Below are 16,593 nucleotides of genomic sequence, written 5' to 3'. Positions count from 1 at the left end.
ACTTGTCATTGCTGCGGTCATAAAACGGAAGATATGCCTTTGTCGGTTCGTCAGTGGGATTGTCCATCTTGTGGCACTATGGATATAGACCGCGACTTAAACGCGGCTCTCAATATCCGTGATAAAGGCATTCTGGAATTAAAGGCGGCTGGACGGTCGTTTCTGCTTATGGAAGCTGCGTAAGTCTCGATACTATCGAGCAACGGCTAACGAAATAAGAAGCATCGCCCGATAGGGTGGTGAGAAGTCACTTATTGTGAATAATTCTCCGTTATATACCCGCCTGATTTGGCGGGTATGCAAGAATAGACTATTCATTTCTTTTATTAATCGGTAATGTCAGTGACTGTGTTTTTCGCTCCGTTATCAGTAATAATAACAACCCTACCAATGCGATAAAACCGCCCGAATAACTAACCATCTCATACCCTAATCCCAGTGATAAGACGATTGCACCCAATGCTGCGCCAATGGCGTTCCCCAGATTAAATGCACCAATATTGACAGAAGAGGCTAATGACTGAGCTTCAGATGCTACCTGCATTACTTTTAGTTGTAATGGCGGGACAATGCCAAAACTGGCTGCTCCGCACAATATCAATATAATACCGGCAGTAATACTGTCCTTCGCAATTTGTGGAAATAACATCATGGTCAGAAACAATAAGGTAAATAATCCGTAGAGCGTTCGCGACACGGAACGATTCGCCAGAATACCGCCGATATAATTTCCGACTGTAAACCCCACGCCAACCAGAACCAGCATGATACTCACTTGTGTTTCTGGGACATGAGAAATAGTCATTAACACTGGCACGATATAAGTATAGAAAGTGAACATAGCGCTGGCTCCAAGCACCGTACAGAACAGAGCTGTCAGTACTGGTGGTTTTAATAAAACCTGTAGTTCACGGCGTAAATTAAACGATTGTCCCGACATTCCCCGAGGGAGCGCGAATAACAGAAAAATCATGGTAATAAATCCCAATATACTGATCAGGAGAAAAGCCTCCCGCCAACCCAATACCTGTGATAAACGCGTAATTATCGGAACGCCACCAATATTAGCGATAGTTAATCCCATAAACATACTGGCAATTGCACTGGCTTCTTTCCCCTTCTCTACTACCCGAGTAGCGACCAGAGCACCTATGCCAAAAAATGCACCATGATTTAAACTGGTTATAAAACGGGCGATGAGTAATAGCGAAAAATCGGGTGATAGCGCAGATAAAATATTGCCAAATGTGAAGATACCCATCAAAAAAATCAGTGCGGCTTTTGGAGAGCGTTTAATCAGTAATAAAGTCATCACTGGAGCGCCTAGCATCACACCAATTGCGTAGACCATTACCAGAATACCCGCTGTAGGGATAGAAATGGTCAGATCTGAAGCTATCTCCGGCAACATACCCATCGGCGAAAACTCTGTAGCTCCGATAGCAAATGCTCCAATTGAAAGTGATAACAGAGCGGTACTCGTGCGCATAGTTTCCTCATATTTTTAATCTCAGCATTATTGCTGAAACGACATCACTTAAAGGAAAGTGATTGTGTCAGGTTGGTATTTGCAGAAATAGCCATTAATATGAGAAAAACTATTGAGTGAAATGCAAAAATGAAAATTACTCTGGAAGAGATGCGGGCATTTATTGCAGTGGTGGATAGTGGTTCAATAACCTCTGCGGCTGAATGGCTGGGGCTGACCATTTCTGCCACCAGCCGGGCATTATTGCGCCTTGAAGAGAAAATGGATAGCACGTTGTTATACCGAACTACCCGACGTATAAAGTTAAGTGAAGAAGGCGCGGCATTTCTACAAAAAGCCCGTGAGGTGGTCAAACTTGCACAAGAAGCAGAAGAAGTTTTGCTGAATCACAAAAATATTCCATCCGGAACACTGCGGGTTGATGCATCGACGCCTTTTCTGCTACATGTTATTACACCACTGGTCGCTCAATTTCATGAAATATATCCACAGATAACGCTGGAACTGACTAATTATGAAGGTGTCACTGATCTGCTGGAAAAGCAGACTGATATTGCCTTTCGCATTGGAACTCTGACAGATTCTTCTCTGCGCGCGACATTGTTAGGCCACAGTAAGTTGCGTGTCCTGGCAAGCCCTCTCTATTTACAGCGCTTTGGTGAACCGAAAGCGGCTGAAGATCTGCAACAACATTGTCTGCTTGGGTTTACTGCACCGGAAAACCTTAACGAATGGCCACTTTATCATGGTGATAAAAAGGGGTTTAAAATTACACCGACGATTGCCGCAAGTAGTGGTGAAATATTATGTAATCTGACCCGCAAAGGTGTTGGTATAGTGTGTCTGTCGGATTTTATGACTTATGAAATGAGAGAAACAGGAGAATTTAAACAAATACTTTCTCATCTTACTTTTGAGCAAAAACAACCGATTAATGCAGTTTATTACCGTAACCAGACACTTTCACCACGGTTACGTTGCTTTATTGATTTTATTAAAAATAATAGCTTATGTCTTAATCGGCTGTGAGGTTCCGTCAACCCTATGAGAAATTCGATATAATCAATTGAATTTATTCTTGCGCTCTTTTCAGCACTTGGTTAATGCTGACAGGAAAGAAATTATTAACGTCGACACCAACGTTAATAGCTCTGGGGCCGAGCACACTTAATCGTTTATATTGGTCAGGATCTTTGCCTGCGTTATGAACGTGTCCGTAAAGATGAATAGCATTACGAAAATAACCCTGCCATTCAAGAATCGGGTAGTGAAACATCACGATTTTTTGTTTCTGATAATCCATTTCGTAGTAGTCTTTTACCCACTCAAACATTGAAGAATCAAACTCTGGATCACTCAGAAATTTATCGTGGTTACCTCGGATCAGAAATTTTTTACCATTAAGTCTACGCAGAATCTGATTAGCATCAGTTCCGGTTCCACGATAAAGAAAATCGCCTAAGATATAAATTTCGTCTCGCTCGGTAACACAGGCGTTCCAATTGTGTATTATCGTATTATTCATATGATGTACACTTTCAAATGGTCGCCCACATAAATTTATAATGCTGGAGTGGCAAAAATGAGTATCAGATGTGAAATAAATCATAATAATATTCGTATAGAAATAAAAAGTGTTCCAGCCTAACAAAAAAATAACAAAATTTCTTGAGTTATGTACTTATCTAAACCCAATAAGGCTATTCTTTAACTCACTGATAGTACTTCACATAAATGTATATTGGTGAGTTTATTATCCAAAATAAAGCCCTTATCTTGTTTTTTTCAGTTTATAAGTCAGTGACATTTCAATACATATGCTTAGCTCGTCTATGGGTAATTCTGCTTTAGGATCTAAAACAATCGCCCGATTTTTTGAATAAATTAGTTCAGGAAAGAGGGTTCTGAAAGTATCAATCAGTGTCGTCTGGCAGTGAACAAAGATAGCTATGTGTGAATCACCAAAACGATCCAGTCGGATAGTCGTTCCTGCTCCTGTTTCAAGAGTAAGGTAACTGGGTTGCCCCCACTTTAAAGCCTCAGTAATCAAGCCCACCCCTTCTGTTTTTGCGGCGACCTCAAATATGAGTTCTCTTACTTTTAATAATGGCTGTTGAAACCCTTCAGGATAGTGTTCAAATACCGAGCGAACTGCGTGACTCTGAAATGCTGTCATAAGATTGCTACCTTATCTGTTAATTCGTATATTGAGTCTGTCTCATACAATATTAACTTAACTGGGATCGTCAGAACATAATGAAAAAAATACTGATTTGTATCGTACTTGTTTTAACCTCAATATCTATGCAGTCCGTGGCTGAAGAAAGCAGTTATAGTTTACAGGGAAATGATGGTAAAAATATTACTTACTATCTGATACAAAAAAATAGCATACCTTCTGAAAACCTTCTCGTTCTCATTCAAGGTTCCGATTGTATTAGTGTTATTAATAATCGGAAGATGATAGAAAATTTTGGTTCTGTTTTTCCTGAAAATGATATTCTTTTGGTAGAGAAATCAGGGCTTGATAGTAGTCTGGGTAAAAATGGGGGTGAAGTTGATGATTCAGACTGTCCACAGGCCTATATTCAGAATGATTCTCCTTTAAAACGTGTAAAAGATTATCTTGCTGTATTAGATAAACTAAAAAGCAACTATCGTGATATTATTTTACTTGGCGGAAGTGAAGGCGCTATTGTCACTAATCTGATAGTTTCAGAAAAAAATACAGATTTTATTTCTGCCGCAATTGCAATAAATGGTGGCGGACGTTTCTTTATTGATGATGTTATCCATAGTATCAGGTATCAAACTCCGGCAGAAAAATTGGATGAAGAAGTTAATAGTTTTAAGGTGTTTGCAGGAGAAGCAAAAAAACAGAAGATGCCCGTAGGTATGAACGTCAGTGGTCATGGCGGAAATTGGTGGTATGAATCATTGTCGATTGATAATCAGAATTCGATTCAATCCAGTAAAATACCGTTATTAGTTATCCAGACTATGGAAGATAATAATGTTGATGCTGCCGGAGTACGAAAAATGATGACTGAGGTTAATAATCCAATGGTTTCTTTCAAGACTTATGATGGGTTAGATCATTTTTTCATTGATAGTGATGGAAATTATCATGCTGAAAGCATTATTAAAGATATACAAACTTGGTATCAGCAACAAAGTGAAAGTCATTCTTCATAACCCCAATATGTCAGAGCAGTGCAAAAAAGCACTGCTCTTCATTTTTATAGATTTGTTAAGGCTAATTTTTCAAGAATATCTTTTGATTTTCGCCAGAGTAAAGAGCCTCCTTCATCGTCGAAAATGACGTGTTCTGCATTAGGAAACCGTGTTGACAGAATTGCACCAAAATCTGGTGAATGAACGGCACTGGCATCCTGTCTTCCATACCATAGATGGACAGGACAGGTTATATCTTCTGGCTCATAAGGTCACTGCCCGAAAGTAAGCAATAGATCCTGAGCATAACCCTCTGCCCCCTGAGAAAAACCTTCATTTAAACACTGACGATAAGCCTGTAAAAATCTTGGCTGGGAATAGAGTGACAGATCCACTTCTGAACTGTGTTCCATAATAAAATTCATTAACCAGTCGGCAGTGATATTATCCGAAACCCATTGTTTGAGTGTATCCGGTTCGGTATTTCTCTGCTTAACCAAGTTAACAATATCCTGATTTAACAGTTTTTGCGTGGCCGGATAACTGAACTGATCCTGTCCGGCTACGATTGCCAGCCCTGTTACTTTGCAGATGTTTGCCAGTGCCAGTGCGAATACTGCTCCCTGAGAGAAACCTAAAACCATGCATTTTTTTAACCCGCAGTACTTCAGCATCTCTGCAACATCTTCGGCAAAACTGACTAAAGATTTATTAGAATGTGACGATGAATTTCCCAGGCCGGGACGATCCGGCACGATTAACCGGATATTTAGTCGGTCTAAGTCTTGTTCTCCGAAACCCAGTGAGCCGCTCATGCCAGCACCAGTGCAAAAAATAAGTGGCCTGCCGGTGACTGGCCCCCATTCGTACCAGTAAAACGTACGAGTGTCAGGAAGAGATAAGTTACCGGTTCTTGTTGCGGGTTTTATGTTGTACTCAACCATTTTTCCCTCAAAATAGATTACAGATTGTAATTTTTATAATAACTTAATTCGATATTGAATATTTATTTCTTTATCAGATTATGTTTTTTTAATATTTCTTTGACCTTCTCTTTGGGAATGGCGTAAGAGGTATTATCATTTCTTCCGACCATTGTCTCTGCTGCAAACATAGCGTTAATTATGGCTTCTTCTGTTGCATTTACCGTTGCTTCATATAAAGGGTCAAGTTTATCATTTGGCAATATTGTGATTGTTTTTATATCTTCTCTGGAAAATGCATCATTATTTGCAGTAGAAAATGCAATAAATATATCCCCACTGGTATTTCTGGCAACTCCACCCACCTTAGCAAGCCCAAGAGAGACTCTTTTAGCGATTTTTTCTAACTGATGAGGAGCTAATGGCGCATCTGTAGCAACCACCGCAATGATAGATCCTGCATCTTTTATTTGTTTTTTATCTCCGTGATATATCGGGAGCATTTCTTTGATTTCTTTACCAACCGGAATACCTGAAATAATCAGATCACCTCTGAATCCGAAATTACCCTGAACCAGTACGCCGACAGTATATCCGCCTTCTTTTTTATCCAGTATTCTCGATGATGTACCTGTTCCTCCTTTAAAATCAAATAGATTCATACCTGTTCCACCTCCAACATTGCCTTCTTTTATCATCCCTGATTTAGCACTATTCAACGCATGATAGACATGTTCTTTTTTTACATGCATCCCATTTATATCATTGAGCAATCCATCCCATGTTTCTGCTACCACAGGAAGTAACCAGAATAAATCATCCTTAATCGGGGATACCAGATTATTATCAACCAACCAACTGATTGCTGAGTCTCTGACAATTCCTACACTGTGAGTATTCGTTATTAATATCGGTGTTTCCAGAAAACCACTTTCCTGAACCCATTGGCTGCCAGTCATTTCCCCATTCCCGTTTAAAGAGAATATACTTGAAAATACCGGGCTGAATTTTTTTCCTCTGGGTAATATTGCAGTCACACCTGTTCTTACCGGCCCTTTTCCAATTTCCAGTTTTCCATTACCTTTGATGAGTGTTGAATAACCAACGGTTACACCACTGACATCTGTGATTGCATTATATTTTCCGGTTGCACCAGAAAAAGGGATGCCAAAATCTCTGGCTCTAACTTCATTGTTAGCAAAGGAAGCTGAAGTTATTATTGTTGAAATAAATAAAATTGCTATTCTTATTTTTTTTATCATAAACATTCCTTATTGAATTTTTAATAAACATGTCACTTAAATGGCTGTTGGTTATAATATTATTGAAATATTTGATTAAATCATGGTTTATATAAAAATATAGAGACATAAAAAATAACACTGCTGATACTATTTGATAGAATCAAATCTTTAGTATTTAATTTAAAAGGTGTAATAAATTAATTTCAAAGTGCCACTAACCAACAAAAATATCAGAGAATAAAAATGCATGATTACGGAATCTGGACGATTGTTACACCTGTCGTGACCATCATATTAGCCATTCTGACCCGGCAGGTAATGCTGTCATTGATGCTGGGAATTCTGGTTGGGTTCACGGTAATACATGATCACAACATAATATTAGGAATAAAAAGTACGCTCGAAGGTGTTATTAACACTTTTACATCATCAGGAAATACAAAAACGGTTATTTTTATGGTGATGATTGGCGGTATTATGCGACTGGTAACTATCACTGGTGGTGTACAGGCTTTGGTTCAGCTATTAACTGACCGAACAAAAATCATTAAGGGTAAAAAAAGTGTACAATTTTTGGCAATTCTTATTTCTGCACTTATTTTTATTGAAAGTTGCATCAATCAATTGGTTGCTGGCGCATCCACTAAGAATTTAGCCAGAAAATATGCTGTTCCTCCTGAAAAAATGTCCTACTTAATTCAGACTGCTGGTGTTTCTGTCTGCTCTCTGGCAATGATTAATGGCTGGGGCGCTGTCATGATGGGAATAGTTGGTGTGCAAATTTCTAATGGGTTAATTTCAGGTGAGCCTTTTGATATTGTTGTACATTCTCTGCTGTATAACTTAATGGCATGGTTCTCTCTTGCCAGCATATTATTTTATATTTTCACCAATATTTCCTGGGGGCCGATGAAAAAAGCAGAGCAGAATGCTTTGCATAAACATAATATTCCCGCGCCAGATAGCGAAAAAGCAGCATCCAATGAAGTTATTGAGCACTCTAACAGTAATAATGTTCTGAATTTTTTTATTCCGATTCTGTCAACAGTACTGATGGTTCCTGTTGCGCTCTATATCACAGGCGGAGGTGAATTCAGTAAAGGAAGTGGTTCAACGTCTGTTTATTGGGGAGTCATGTTTGGAACGGTTGTTTCTTTCGTTTGGTTTTTGAGCCGCCGGATTTTATCCATTAATACTTTTTTTGAAGAACTTTATATTGGCTATGCCAGTATGCTGAAAATCAGCTCTATTATGATTCTGGCGTTTTTAATGGGAACGGTATCCGCTGATCTTAATACGGGGGCGTATATTGCGCAGATCACGCATGGGGTGCTCCCTGTGGGTTTTTCTATCGGTTTTATTTTTGTTATCAGTGCGATTATGTCTCTGGCAACCGGTACATCATGGGGAACTTTTGCGATTATGATCCCGATTGGCGTACAACTTGGTGTTTCTGTCGGAATGCCGGTGGAATATATGATAGGTGCTGCGATTTCCGGTTCTATTTTCGGAGATATGACTTCACCTATTTCCGGTGATGCAATAGTGGCATCAATGGCAACGGATTGTGATCATATTGAGCATATCCGTACCCAAATGCCCTATGCACTTGTGACAGCCGGCATTGTACTGAGCATCTATATCTATTTAGGGTTCACCTATTGATCACTGTTCTTGCAAATAACTCTTGCGAACAAATATGGCGGCTTTATCAAAATAAGCCGCCAGCCAAATCAATTAATAATTAGCATTAGGCCAATCGATATAACCTTTTTCTCCATGACCGTAATGAGTGTCGCTATTTGTACTGGTAAGCTCAATACTATAGCGCAGACGGTTTACCAGATCAGGATTAGAAATAAACGGACGCCCAAATGCAACCGCATCAATTTTGCTTTCTGAACGCCGGGAAATTGCCATTTCGAGGTCATAGTTATTATTCCCGATATAAGCCCCCTCAAACAGCGATCTCAAAATATCCAAATCAACATTTTCAGGCGCTATGCGATCTTTCCCTGTTGTTCCTTCCACAAAATGCAAATACGCCAACTTGAATGGGTTTAGTTGTTGGATAAGATAGCCATAAGTTTCCATGATATTACTATCAAGCGGAGTATTACCGACTTCGGTTGTTACCGGCGATAACCGGATACCAACCCGACCGCTTCCCCATACACCAGTGACAGCTTCGACAACTTCCAGAACCAGCCTCACCCTATTTTCAATAGAACCACCATATTGGTCAGTACGGTGGTTGGTTGAATCACGGATGAATTGCTCCAGCAGATAATTGTTGGCTGAATGAATTTCTACACCGTCAAATCCGGCCAGTTTAGCGTATTCAGCTGCGTGTCTGTATTGCTCAATAATACCCAGGATTTCGTCAGTATTCAGAGCGCGTGGTATGGAAGGTTCTTGTATGCCCTTTGCGGTGTAAACATTTCCTCCTGCTTTTATCGCAGAAGGCGCTACCGGTGATGCTCCATTAGGCTGGAGATCAACATGGGAATTACGACCGACATGCCACAGTTGCATCACGATTTTGCCTCCGGCAGCATGGACAGCATCAGTCACTTTTCTCCACTCTGCCACCTGTCGCTCCGTCCAAATACCGGGTGTCATGGCATAGCCCCGACCCTGCGCTGAAATATTGGTTGCTTCTGAAATGATCAGCCCAGCGCTGGCACGTTGTACGTAATATGTTACATTCAGTTCGTTCGGCACACCTTCCTCATTAACACGCCCGCGTGTTAATGGTGCCATAACAATACGGTTTGCAAGTTCAATCTTCCCTAACTTCACCGGTGAAAAAAGGTCGGTACGAGTACTATTGTCAGCCATAACATTTCCTTTTAATAATTGACCAGTCGTCTAGGTTTTATTTTATAAATTTTACAACTCTATATAACGCGAAAGTCTGTATCTAATGCATTATTGATGAATTTTGTTTATATACTATGGATTTCACATATCTTCCTTTTATATTGGAGGCCTCGTATATGGAATCGTTACCACTTATCAGAAGATTAGAAAAAAATGATGTTAAAGATTATCGAGAAATTAGGCTTGAGTCCTTGCATACCAATCCAGAAGCTTTTGGAATGACCTATGAGGAAGAATCTGCCCACAATGAGCAGGATTTTATTATCAGAATAACCGACTCCTTGATATTAGGTGCTTATTTTAATAACAAATTAGTTGGAACGATTGAGTTTCAGAGGAATAATAAATATAAAACTTCACATAAAGGAACTATATGGGGTTTTTATGTTAAACAGAGTTACCGTAGTTTGAAAATCGGCGAAAAACTCATTGAGAAGTTAATCATTTTACTGAAAGAAAGTAATGTGAAACAGATATCATTATCTGTCGTTGAAGAAAATGTATCTGCTATTTATTTATACAAAAAAATGGGATTCGGGATATATGGAAAAGAGCCAATGTCATTGAAGGCTGATGAAAAAACATACGTGAATGATGTGTTGATGTGCATGATCATTTGATGGCTTCCCCCTCACATTATTTAATAGATTTACGGCAGATATTGCTAAATATCAATTCAAAATCCGTTAATCACGTTTCAATTTTTTTACAGGGAAACGTGATTTTTTTGTGAAATTTAATCTTCGTCACGAATAGTTGTTTTTTCAGACAAAAGATCTGCGGCACGATGACATAGCTCTGTAAATATAGCAATTTCCCCTTGAGACATATGGGATGTAACAATATCAGCCATACTGTGTGTACTTGCTTCTGTTCGCTGCAAAAATACTAATCCCTTAGGGCTTAACTGAGTAACCAGCTCGCGTTTATCATTTTCTCCTGATTCTTGCTTAATAAGCTCCTTATCTTTGAGCGAGCGTAGAATTTTAGATGTTTTTGAGCGGGTGAAGCCGAGTCTTTCACCAATAACACTGGGATTCATTGATTGATGTCGCCGGAGTAAATGTAAGACATCATATTGTGACCAGGAGATACCTTCCGGGTTTATCATCGTTCTTCTTGCCACAAGAACACACTGGAGACTGCTTAATGCTTCTTCAAAAGGTGTTGTTACCACATTGTGAGTGTTCTGATTATCCGTTTTCATGTAACGCTTTTCTTTCAGTGATCAAGCTAAACTATATGGCAGGAGAGAATAAACCTGCCATCCTTCCATATGAAACACATGGATTTATCTGATTCTAACAGTCGAGAATGACAATTTTTGTCAGCAATCTAATTTCCAAAAAGAAATCATCATTGATGTTTGTTAAAAATTTTACGGAGATTATATCCGTTATTTCAGGATTATGGTTTCCGTTTGGAAAATATATTTTAAAGTTAAACCTTCATTTCTCTTTAATGAAAGACTTCACAAATATGAATACAGGCTGACAATATTTTTTACTTTTTCCAGTACGGTTTGCAGGGATTTTTGTTCTATTGAACCGATAGCCAGACGAATTGCATGCGGCACATATGAAGATGTGGCGAATGGTTCGGCAGTTGATACTGATATTTGTTCCTTCATTAATGCCATCGCAACCTGATCTGCCCTTACCCCCTCATCCAGCGGAAGCCAGACAAAATAGGATGATGGATGGCTGATATATTGCATCTCTTTGAAGACGTTTTTAACAATGAGTTGACGTGCCTGTGCATCGTGACGCTTATCTTCCTCCAATTGTGTAATCATTCCGTTAGTTATCCATTCACATGTAATGGCGGTGATTAAAGCTGGCGTATTCCATGTTGTTACCCTAATTAACCGCTCAAGTGCGGGGATTCTATCTACCGAAGCAGCAATAAAACCAACACGTAATCCGGTCGCTATACTTTTGGAAAAACCTGAAACATAAATCGTGAATTCAGGGGCAAGTTCTGCTAATGGCGGTGGCGCATCCTGAGCCAGAAAAGCGTAAGTACCATCTTCAATGAGGAGTAAATTATATTGCTGGGCCAATTTCGCCAGACGGAGCCGATTTTGCAGGCTCATTACCCAGCCTAATGGGTTATGTAAAGTAGGCATAGTATAAAATGCCCGGACAGAGCGACGCTGACACAATTTTTCCAGCGCATCCAGATCAGTCCCCTCGCAGCTGGCAGGAATTGAAACAAGTTCCAGGTGATAGGTTTTTGCCAGTGCTTTGAACCCCGGATAAGTCAGCGTATCTACTGCAACTACATCACCGGGGTTCAGCATAGCCATCACTGTTGTAGCTAAACCATGCTGTGCGCCACTAACGATAAGGATGTTATCTGTACTGATACTCTTTAATCCTCTCGTTGTCAGGTATTGCGCTATAACTGCCCGTTCATGGGAGCGCCCGCCATGTGGCTGGTAGCGGAGTAACGCTTCAAGATCGCCGGAAGTTGCCAATTGGCGGAGGGAGTTCCGCAATAATTCTGTCTGGGAGGGAAAGGAGGGATAGTTAAAACTCAGATCAACCATATCTGAAGCCACATGATGCTCTATCCCCAAATCAGGAGGTAACGATATTTCCCGCACGAATGTTCCCCGCCCTGTCTCGCCGCTCACCAGACCCATTGCTTCAAGTTCAGCATAAACCCGGGTTGCAGTAACTAAAGACATTTTTTCATCAATCGCCAGTTGTCGGTGAGTCGGCAGGCGTGTACCGGGAGGTAAGCGACCTGTCCGTATATCAGCTGCAAATTTATCAACTATAAATTTATATCGAGAGTGAGCCATCGAAAAAAACCTCCGGTTTCAGCGCAGTTATTATCTCCCTGCATAACGCTGAAGTTTATCGGTCGGTATACCTCATTTGTACGAAAATGTATTCATGACAATAATTTGATTGTCATGAATGTGAGCAATATCATGATTTCTCGTTATCAGAGGTAGGGTAATATTTCATTTATATCCCCTTTGTCTTTCAAGTGGTTTGAAATCCATTGGGCATAGACTTCGGCTATAAAAACCCAATTACATGAGGTTACAGAACAATCATGAAAAGTATAATCATGAAGCAGGACAGAACGAACGGATGGTTTAATGGCTTTCTTGGTGTATTGATTTTCAGTGGGTCTTTACCTGCAACAAAATTGGCAGTGATGGATTTTGACCCGGTATTCCTTACTGTTGCCCGGGCTTCCATTGCCGGTTTATTGGCTCTTGTCATATTATTAGCGTTAAAAGAGAAGCGCCCTAAGTTAGAACAAATTGCTTCTCTGGTTATTGTTTCTATTGGTGTAGTGGTTGGCTTCCCTCTTCTTACTGCACTGGCACTACAACACATAACTTCAGCCCACTCCATTGTATTTCTCGGTTTATTGCCTCTGGCAACAGCCATCTTTGGTGTATGGCGAGGAGGAGAACGCCCCCGTCCCGCTTTCTGGGTGTTTTCTGTTATCGGCAGTGTACTGGTGATGGGGTTTGCCTTTACGCAGGATGCCACCACTTCACTGACCGGAGATCTGTTAATGCTGGCATCTGTGATTGTGTGTGGTCTCGGTTATGCGGAAGGTGCAAAAGTTTCCCGTGAATTAGGAGGGTGGCAGGTTATATGCTGGGCTTTACTCATTTCATTACCCATCATGCTTATCCTGACATTGGTTTATATGCCGGATTCATTCAGCAATGTCAGTATGCCTGCCTGGATAAGCCTTGGATATGTTTCCCTCTTTAGTATGCTGATTGGGTTTATTTTCTGGTATCGGGGTTTAGTTCAGGGAGGCATTGCCGCTGTTGGTCAGCTTCAGTTACTGCAACCCTTTCTAGGACTGGCTTTAGCCGCGGGTTTGCTTGGCGAACCTGTCAGCTTTCTTATGGTGATTGTCACAGTTGGTGTCGTTTTTTGTGTCTTTGGTTCCCGACGTTTTGCAAGGTAGCCCCTTCGATCTGGTGAAACCATCTTCTTATTAGTCTATTAGGAAGATGGTGTTTATATGCTATTAACCTTCAACCAGTTGGTAGGAAAGGCGATTATGCTGCTCAATAATTACCGGAACGTCCACCGTGGTCACTTTACCGTCTTCAACTACGATACGACCGTTGATGATATTGTACGCCACTTTGCCCGGATTACAGAACACCAGTGCTGAGACCGGATCGTGCTGCGCGCCTGCAAGACCAATGCCTTCGAGACTAAACACAGCAATATCAGCCATCATGCCCGGAGCCAGTGCACCTATATCGTCCCGGTTAAGGTTTTTCGCGCCCCCAAGTGTTGCGATTTCCAGCGCTTCGCGTGAAGTCAGGGCTTCAGGGCCGAAACCAACTCGCTGTAATAGCAGCGCCTGACGCACTTCCGCCATCATATCTGAGCTGTCGTTAGATGCGGAGCCATCGACCCCCAGCCCTACCTGTATTCCGGCATCCAGCATATGCCGCACCGGTGCGATACCGGAACCCAGACGCATATTGGAACAAGGGCAATACGCTACGCCGGTACCGGTTCGGGCAAACAGCTTTATGCCGTAGTCATCAAGCTTCACGCAATGTGCATGCCACACATCGTGACCAACCCACTCAAGGTCTTCCACGTACTGGGCTGGGGTTTTGTTGAAGGTTTTTTTACTGAAGTTTATGTCGCTGATGTTTTCTGCCAAGTGCGTATGCAGTGAAACACCGTGCGCACGGGCAAGTTTTGCTGAGTCTCTCATCAACCCTTCACTGACCGAGAACGGAGAGCAAGGGGCAACCACAATACGGATCATCGCGCCACGCTCTGCATCATGGAACTGTTCAATCACACGCTGAGTGTCTTTAAGGATAAATTTCTCATCTTCAACGATAGAATCCGGTGGCAGACCGCCCTGTTTTTTGCCCAGACTCATGCTGCCACGGCAGGCATGGAAACGCATCCCCATTTCCTGCGCAGCTTCAATACTGTGTTCAAGCCTGATGCCATTCGGATAGACATACTGGTGATCGCTGGAAGTTGTACAGCCAGAAAGCATCAGTTCAGCCATCGCCGTTTTGGTTGCTACTTTCATCATTTCCGGAGTCAGTTTTTCCCAGGTCGGATACAATGCGGTCAGCCAGTTAAACAGCTCAACGTCCTGTGCTGCTGGCACTACGCGCGTTAACGTCTGGTACATATGATGATGGGTATTAATCAGACCCGGAATGACAATATGTCCTTTGAGGTCAATAACTCTGTCGGCTGTTTGCGGGACTTCGCTTTCTGTTCCGACAGCAACAATAGTATTACCTTTAATAAAGATACAACCTTGTTTAATTTCACGCCTATCCTTATCCATAGTCACAACCACGTCAGCGTTTTTCAGCAGCAGTGTTTTTCCGGCTATTGGGGGCGTATCGGTTGATTGATTCCCGATGAAAGATGACAGTAGTTTTTCTTTTGCGGCAGCAGGAAGTGTTGTTAACAAAGGAACCAGCAACGGAGCTTTTACTAATAAACGACGTAGCTGATCGGGTTTTTGATCTTTCATAGCTACTCCTGTTTTAAATGGTAGTGATGTAATGAACGCCCTCTTTTTCAGTTGCAGACAGCGCTATCTTTGACTTGATATACACTGCTATTCAACGCGTGGATGTGATCTCAGTGACGGAATGGAAAGGAAACACTCCGCCTTTTATTTTGTAATTTTCTATGCGGTTACTGTATCGATCATTTTAAATTCAATAACAACAACTTCCATTTCAGGTGAAAACGTTCCTTCACGTTCAAAAAAACGTTGATGTTCCTGTTGCCAATGCTTCACTGAACGATCACCCTCTCCTTCTTTCCAGGCCAGTTCAGTAGTCATTTCTGAAAATCTGACAAGATGCAGAGCCATTACCCTGACAACACAGGTTGGTTCGTTTCTACTATTCAATACAATGTATTCGTTACCGATGACAATACTATTTCCACTCTGCCTATAGGAGGCAAACGAACAACTGGTCGCAGTTTTAATCTCTTTGGTGACTAATCCAGCAAGAGCATCCTGTAATTCAGCAGAATCACCAAATTGCCAGTGCTCTGCTGTCGGATATTTTTCTTTAATCATCTTCATCATTTCATGATATTCCATATTCCAGACCTGTTACAATTTCATTAAGGTCGAATATTTTATCATTATTTTGAAAGAGATAATGCCTGCTTAACTTTGTACTTCAAACTCAACCGCATTTATTTTCTTATTTCATGAAAACTCCACCATACCCCAAATTTTTTCTCTCTTTTTTCTTTATCTATAACATTATATTTTTTAAGTGTTTTATAGAATTTCTCAGTTGACCCAAATTCTGCAAATGTCATAAACATTAATCCTCCATCTGTCAGGTAGTTGCGGTACTGGCTAAAAAGAGTTTCTCCGTAACTTGATATGGAATGTCCCGCCAGACTTTTTTCTGACCAAGACTCGGGAGAAATTGGACCATTAGCAAATATGTAATCATATTTACCTTCGACTGATTCAAAGAGATTGCTCTTCATAAAATGGATGCCGGTGATCTTATTCAGATCAGCATTCTTTTTAGCCGCGTATAATATATGCTCATCGATATCTGTTGCTGTTACCAAAGATGCACCATTGAGAGCTGAGTAAATAGCAAGAACACCACTACCAGTTCCTATATCAAGGACTTTTTTCCCCATGAAGTTATAATGCTTAATATTTTTTATAAGTAATGGTGTGGAATGGGTTTGTCGTGGGGATGGAAGAAACGCCTGAGGAATAACTGATAATTTAATCCCTGCCAGTGTTATTTTTACAGGTAATGAATTGTTTTTTCTTGATTTTTCCTGTTCTAACCACCATTTTACATAATTTTTGCTGTTCTTATTCATGGCAAGCTCTTTTTGTTAGG

The 16,593-nt window shown here is 40.8% G+C and carries 16 protein-coding genes and 1 pseudogene; 6 read left to right on the top strand and 11 right to left on the bottom strand.

What is annotated here, in order from left to right; translation table 11 throughout:
- A pseudogene (locus Xinn_RS13800) lies at positions 1–218 on the top strand (zinc ribbon domain-containing protein); the annotation flags it as partial.
- Positions 219–310: 92 nt separating this feature from the next.
- Here Xinn_RS13800 and Xinn_RS13795 read toward each other — a convergent pair.
- Positions 311–1,489, bottom strand: a complete 1,179-nt coding sequence (locus Xinn_RS13795; RefSeq protein ID WP_086953142.1) for an MFS transporter — start codon at positions 1,487–1,489, stop codon at positions 311–313.
- 129 nt (positions 1,490–1,618) lie between these two features.
- Here Xinn_RS13795 and Xinn_RS13790 point away from each other — a divergent pair, with 129 nt between their 5' ends.
- Entirely contained in the window at positions 1,619–2,518 is a 900-nt protein-coding gene (locus Xinn_RS13790; protein ID WP_086953141.1) for a LysR substrate-binding domain-containing protein, read from the top strand.
- 43 nt (positions 2,519–2,561) lie between these two features.
- On the opposite strand, the gene Xinn_RS13785 is transcribed toward Xinn_RS13790, so the two are convergent.
- Positions 2,562–3,098, bottom strand: a complete 537-nt coding sequence (locus tag Xinn_RS13785) for a metallophosphoesterase (protein WP_086953140.1) — start codon at positions 3,096–3,098, stop codon at positions 2,562–2,564.
- 162 nt (positions 3,099–3,260) lie between these two features.
- A complete protein-coding gene (locus Xinn_RS13780; protein ID WP_086953139.1) occupies positions 3,261–3,665 on the bottom strand; it encodes a DUF1801 domain-containing protein in 405 nt (134 codons plus the stop codon).
- 80 nt (positions 3,666–3,745) lie between these two features.
- Between Xinn_RS13780 and Xinn_RS13775 the strand changes: the two genes are divergently transcribed.
- Positions 3,746–4,684, top strand: a complete 939-nt coding sequence (locus Xinn_RS13775; protein ID WP_086953138.1) for a dienelactone hydrolase family protein — start codon at positions 3,746–3,748, stop codon at positions 4,682–4,684.
- Between the two features lie 251 nt (positions 4,685–4,935).
- On the opposite strand, the gene Xinn_RS13770 is transcribed toward Xinn_RS13775, so the two are convergent.
- Both Xinn_RS13770 and Xinn_RS13765 read right to left on the bottom strand, forming a co-directional pair.
- Entirely contained in the window at positions 4,936–5,607 is a 672-nt protein-coding gene (locus tag Xinn_RS13770) for an alpha/beta fold hydrolase (RefSeq protein ID WP_244590204.1), read from the bottom strand.
- Positions 5,608–5,669: 62 nt separating this feature from the next.
- Positions 5,670–6,848, bottom strand: a complete 1,179-nt coding sequence (locus Xinn_RS13765; protein ID WP_244590203.1) for a DmpA family aminopeptidase — start codon at positions 6,846–6,848, stop codon at positions 5,670–5,672.
- Positions 6,849–7,073: 225 nt separating this feature from the next.
- On the opposite strand from Xinn_RS13765, the gene Xinn_RS13760 reads away from it, so the two are divergent.
- On the top strand, positions 7,074–8,495 hold the full coding sequence (locus Xinn_RS13760) for a Na+/H+ antiporter NhaC family protein (protein WP_086953136.1): 1,422 nt from the start codon (positions 7,074–7,076) through the stop codon (positions 8,493–8,495).
- 72 nt (positions 8,496–8,567) lie between these two features.
- Here Xinn_RS13760 and Xinn_RS13755 read toward each other — a convergent pair whose 3' ends face one another.
- Positions 8,568–9,671, bottom strand: coding sequence for an alkene reductase (locus Xinn_RS13755; RefSeq protein ID WP_086953135.1), 1,104 nt, complete (start codon positions 9,669–9,671; stop codon positions 8,568–8,570).
- A 158-nt stretch (positions 9,672–9,829) separates the two neighbouring features.
- Between Xinn_RS13755 and Xinn_RS13750 the strand changes: the two genes are divergently transcribed.
- Positions 9,830–10,333 (top strand): GNAT family N-acetyltransferase, encoded by a 504-nt coding sequence (locus Xinn_RS13750; RefSeq protein ID WP_169923582.1) that lies wholly within the window; start codon positions 9,830–9,832, stop codon positions 10,331–10,333.
- Between the two features lie 116 nt (positions 10,334–10,449).
- Here Xinn_RS13750 and Xinn_RS13745 read toward each other — a convergent pair whose 3' ends face one another.
- Together Xinn_RS13745 and Xinn_RS13740 are read right to left on the bottom strand one after the other, a co-directional pair.
- A complete protein-coding gene (locus tag Xinn_RS13745) occupies positions 10,450–10,920 on the bottom strand; it encodes a MarR family winged helix-turn-helix transcriptional regulator (RefSeq protein ID WP_086953133.1) in 471 nt (156 codons plus the stop codon).
- A 264-nt stretch (positions 10,921–11,184) separates the two neighbouring features.
- Entirely contained in the window at positions 11,185–12,522 is a 1,338-nt protein-coding gene (locus Xinn_RS13740) for an aminotransferase-like domain-containing protein (RefSeq protein ID WP_086953132.1), read from the bottom strand.
- A 260-nt stretch (positions 12,523–12,782) separates the two neighbouring features.
- Here Xinn_RS13740 and Xinn_RS13735 point away from each other — a divergent pair, with 260 nt between their 5' ends.
- The gene (locus Xinn_RS13735; RefSeq protein WP_169923581.1) at positions 12,783–13,664 is read left to right on the top strand and encodes a DMT family transporter; all 882 of its coding nucleotides are present in this window, start codon (positions 12,783–12,785) and stop codon (positions 13,662–13,664) included.
- Between the two features lie 63 nt (positions 13,665–13,727).
- On the opposite strand, the gene Xinn_RS13730 is transcribed toward Xinn_RS13735, so the two are convergent.
- From Xinn_RS13730 to Xinn_RS13720, 3 genes are all read right to left on the bottom strand, one after another.
- A complete protein-coding gene (locus Xinn_RS13730) occupies positions 13,728–15,230 on the bottom strand; it encodes an 8-oxoguanine deaminase (protein ID WP_086953131.1) in 1,503 nt (500 codons plus the stop codon).
- 159 nt (positions 15,231–15,389) lie between these two features.
- Positions 15,390–15,800, bottom strand: coding sequence for an ASCH domain-containing protein (locus Xinn_RS13725; protein WP_086956412.1), 411 nt, complete (start codon positions 15,798–15,800; stop codon positions 15,390–15,392).
- Between the two features lie 113 nt (positions 15,801–15,913).
- Positions 15,914–16,573 carry a methyltransferase gene (locus Xinn_RS13720; protein WP_086953130.1) on the bottom strand — a complete coding sequence of 220 codons (660 nt, stop codon included), beginning with the start codon at positions 16,571–16,573 and terminating at the stop codon, positions 15,914–15,916.
- Positions 16,574–16,593: the final 20 nt, after the last annotated feature.

Source organism: Xenorhabdus innexi (genome assembly GCF_002632485.1).
Taxonomy (GTDB): domain Bacteria; phylum Pseudomonadota; class Gammaproteobacteria; order Enterobacterales; family Enterobacteriaceae; genus Xenorhabdus; species Xenorhabdus innexi.
The sequence above is the reverse complement of the archived record's forward strand: the minus strand, read 5'-3'. Positions and strand labels throughout refer to the sequence as shown.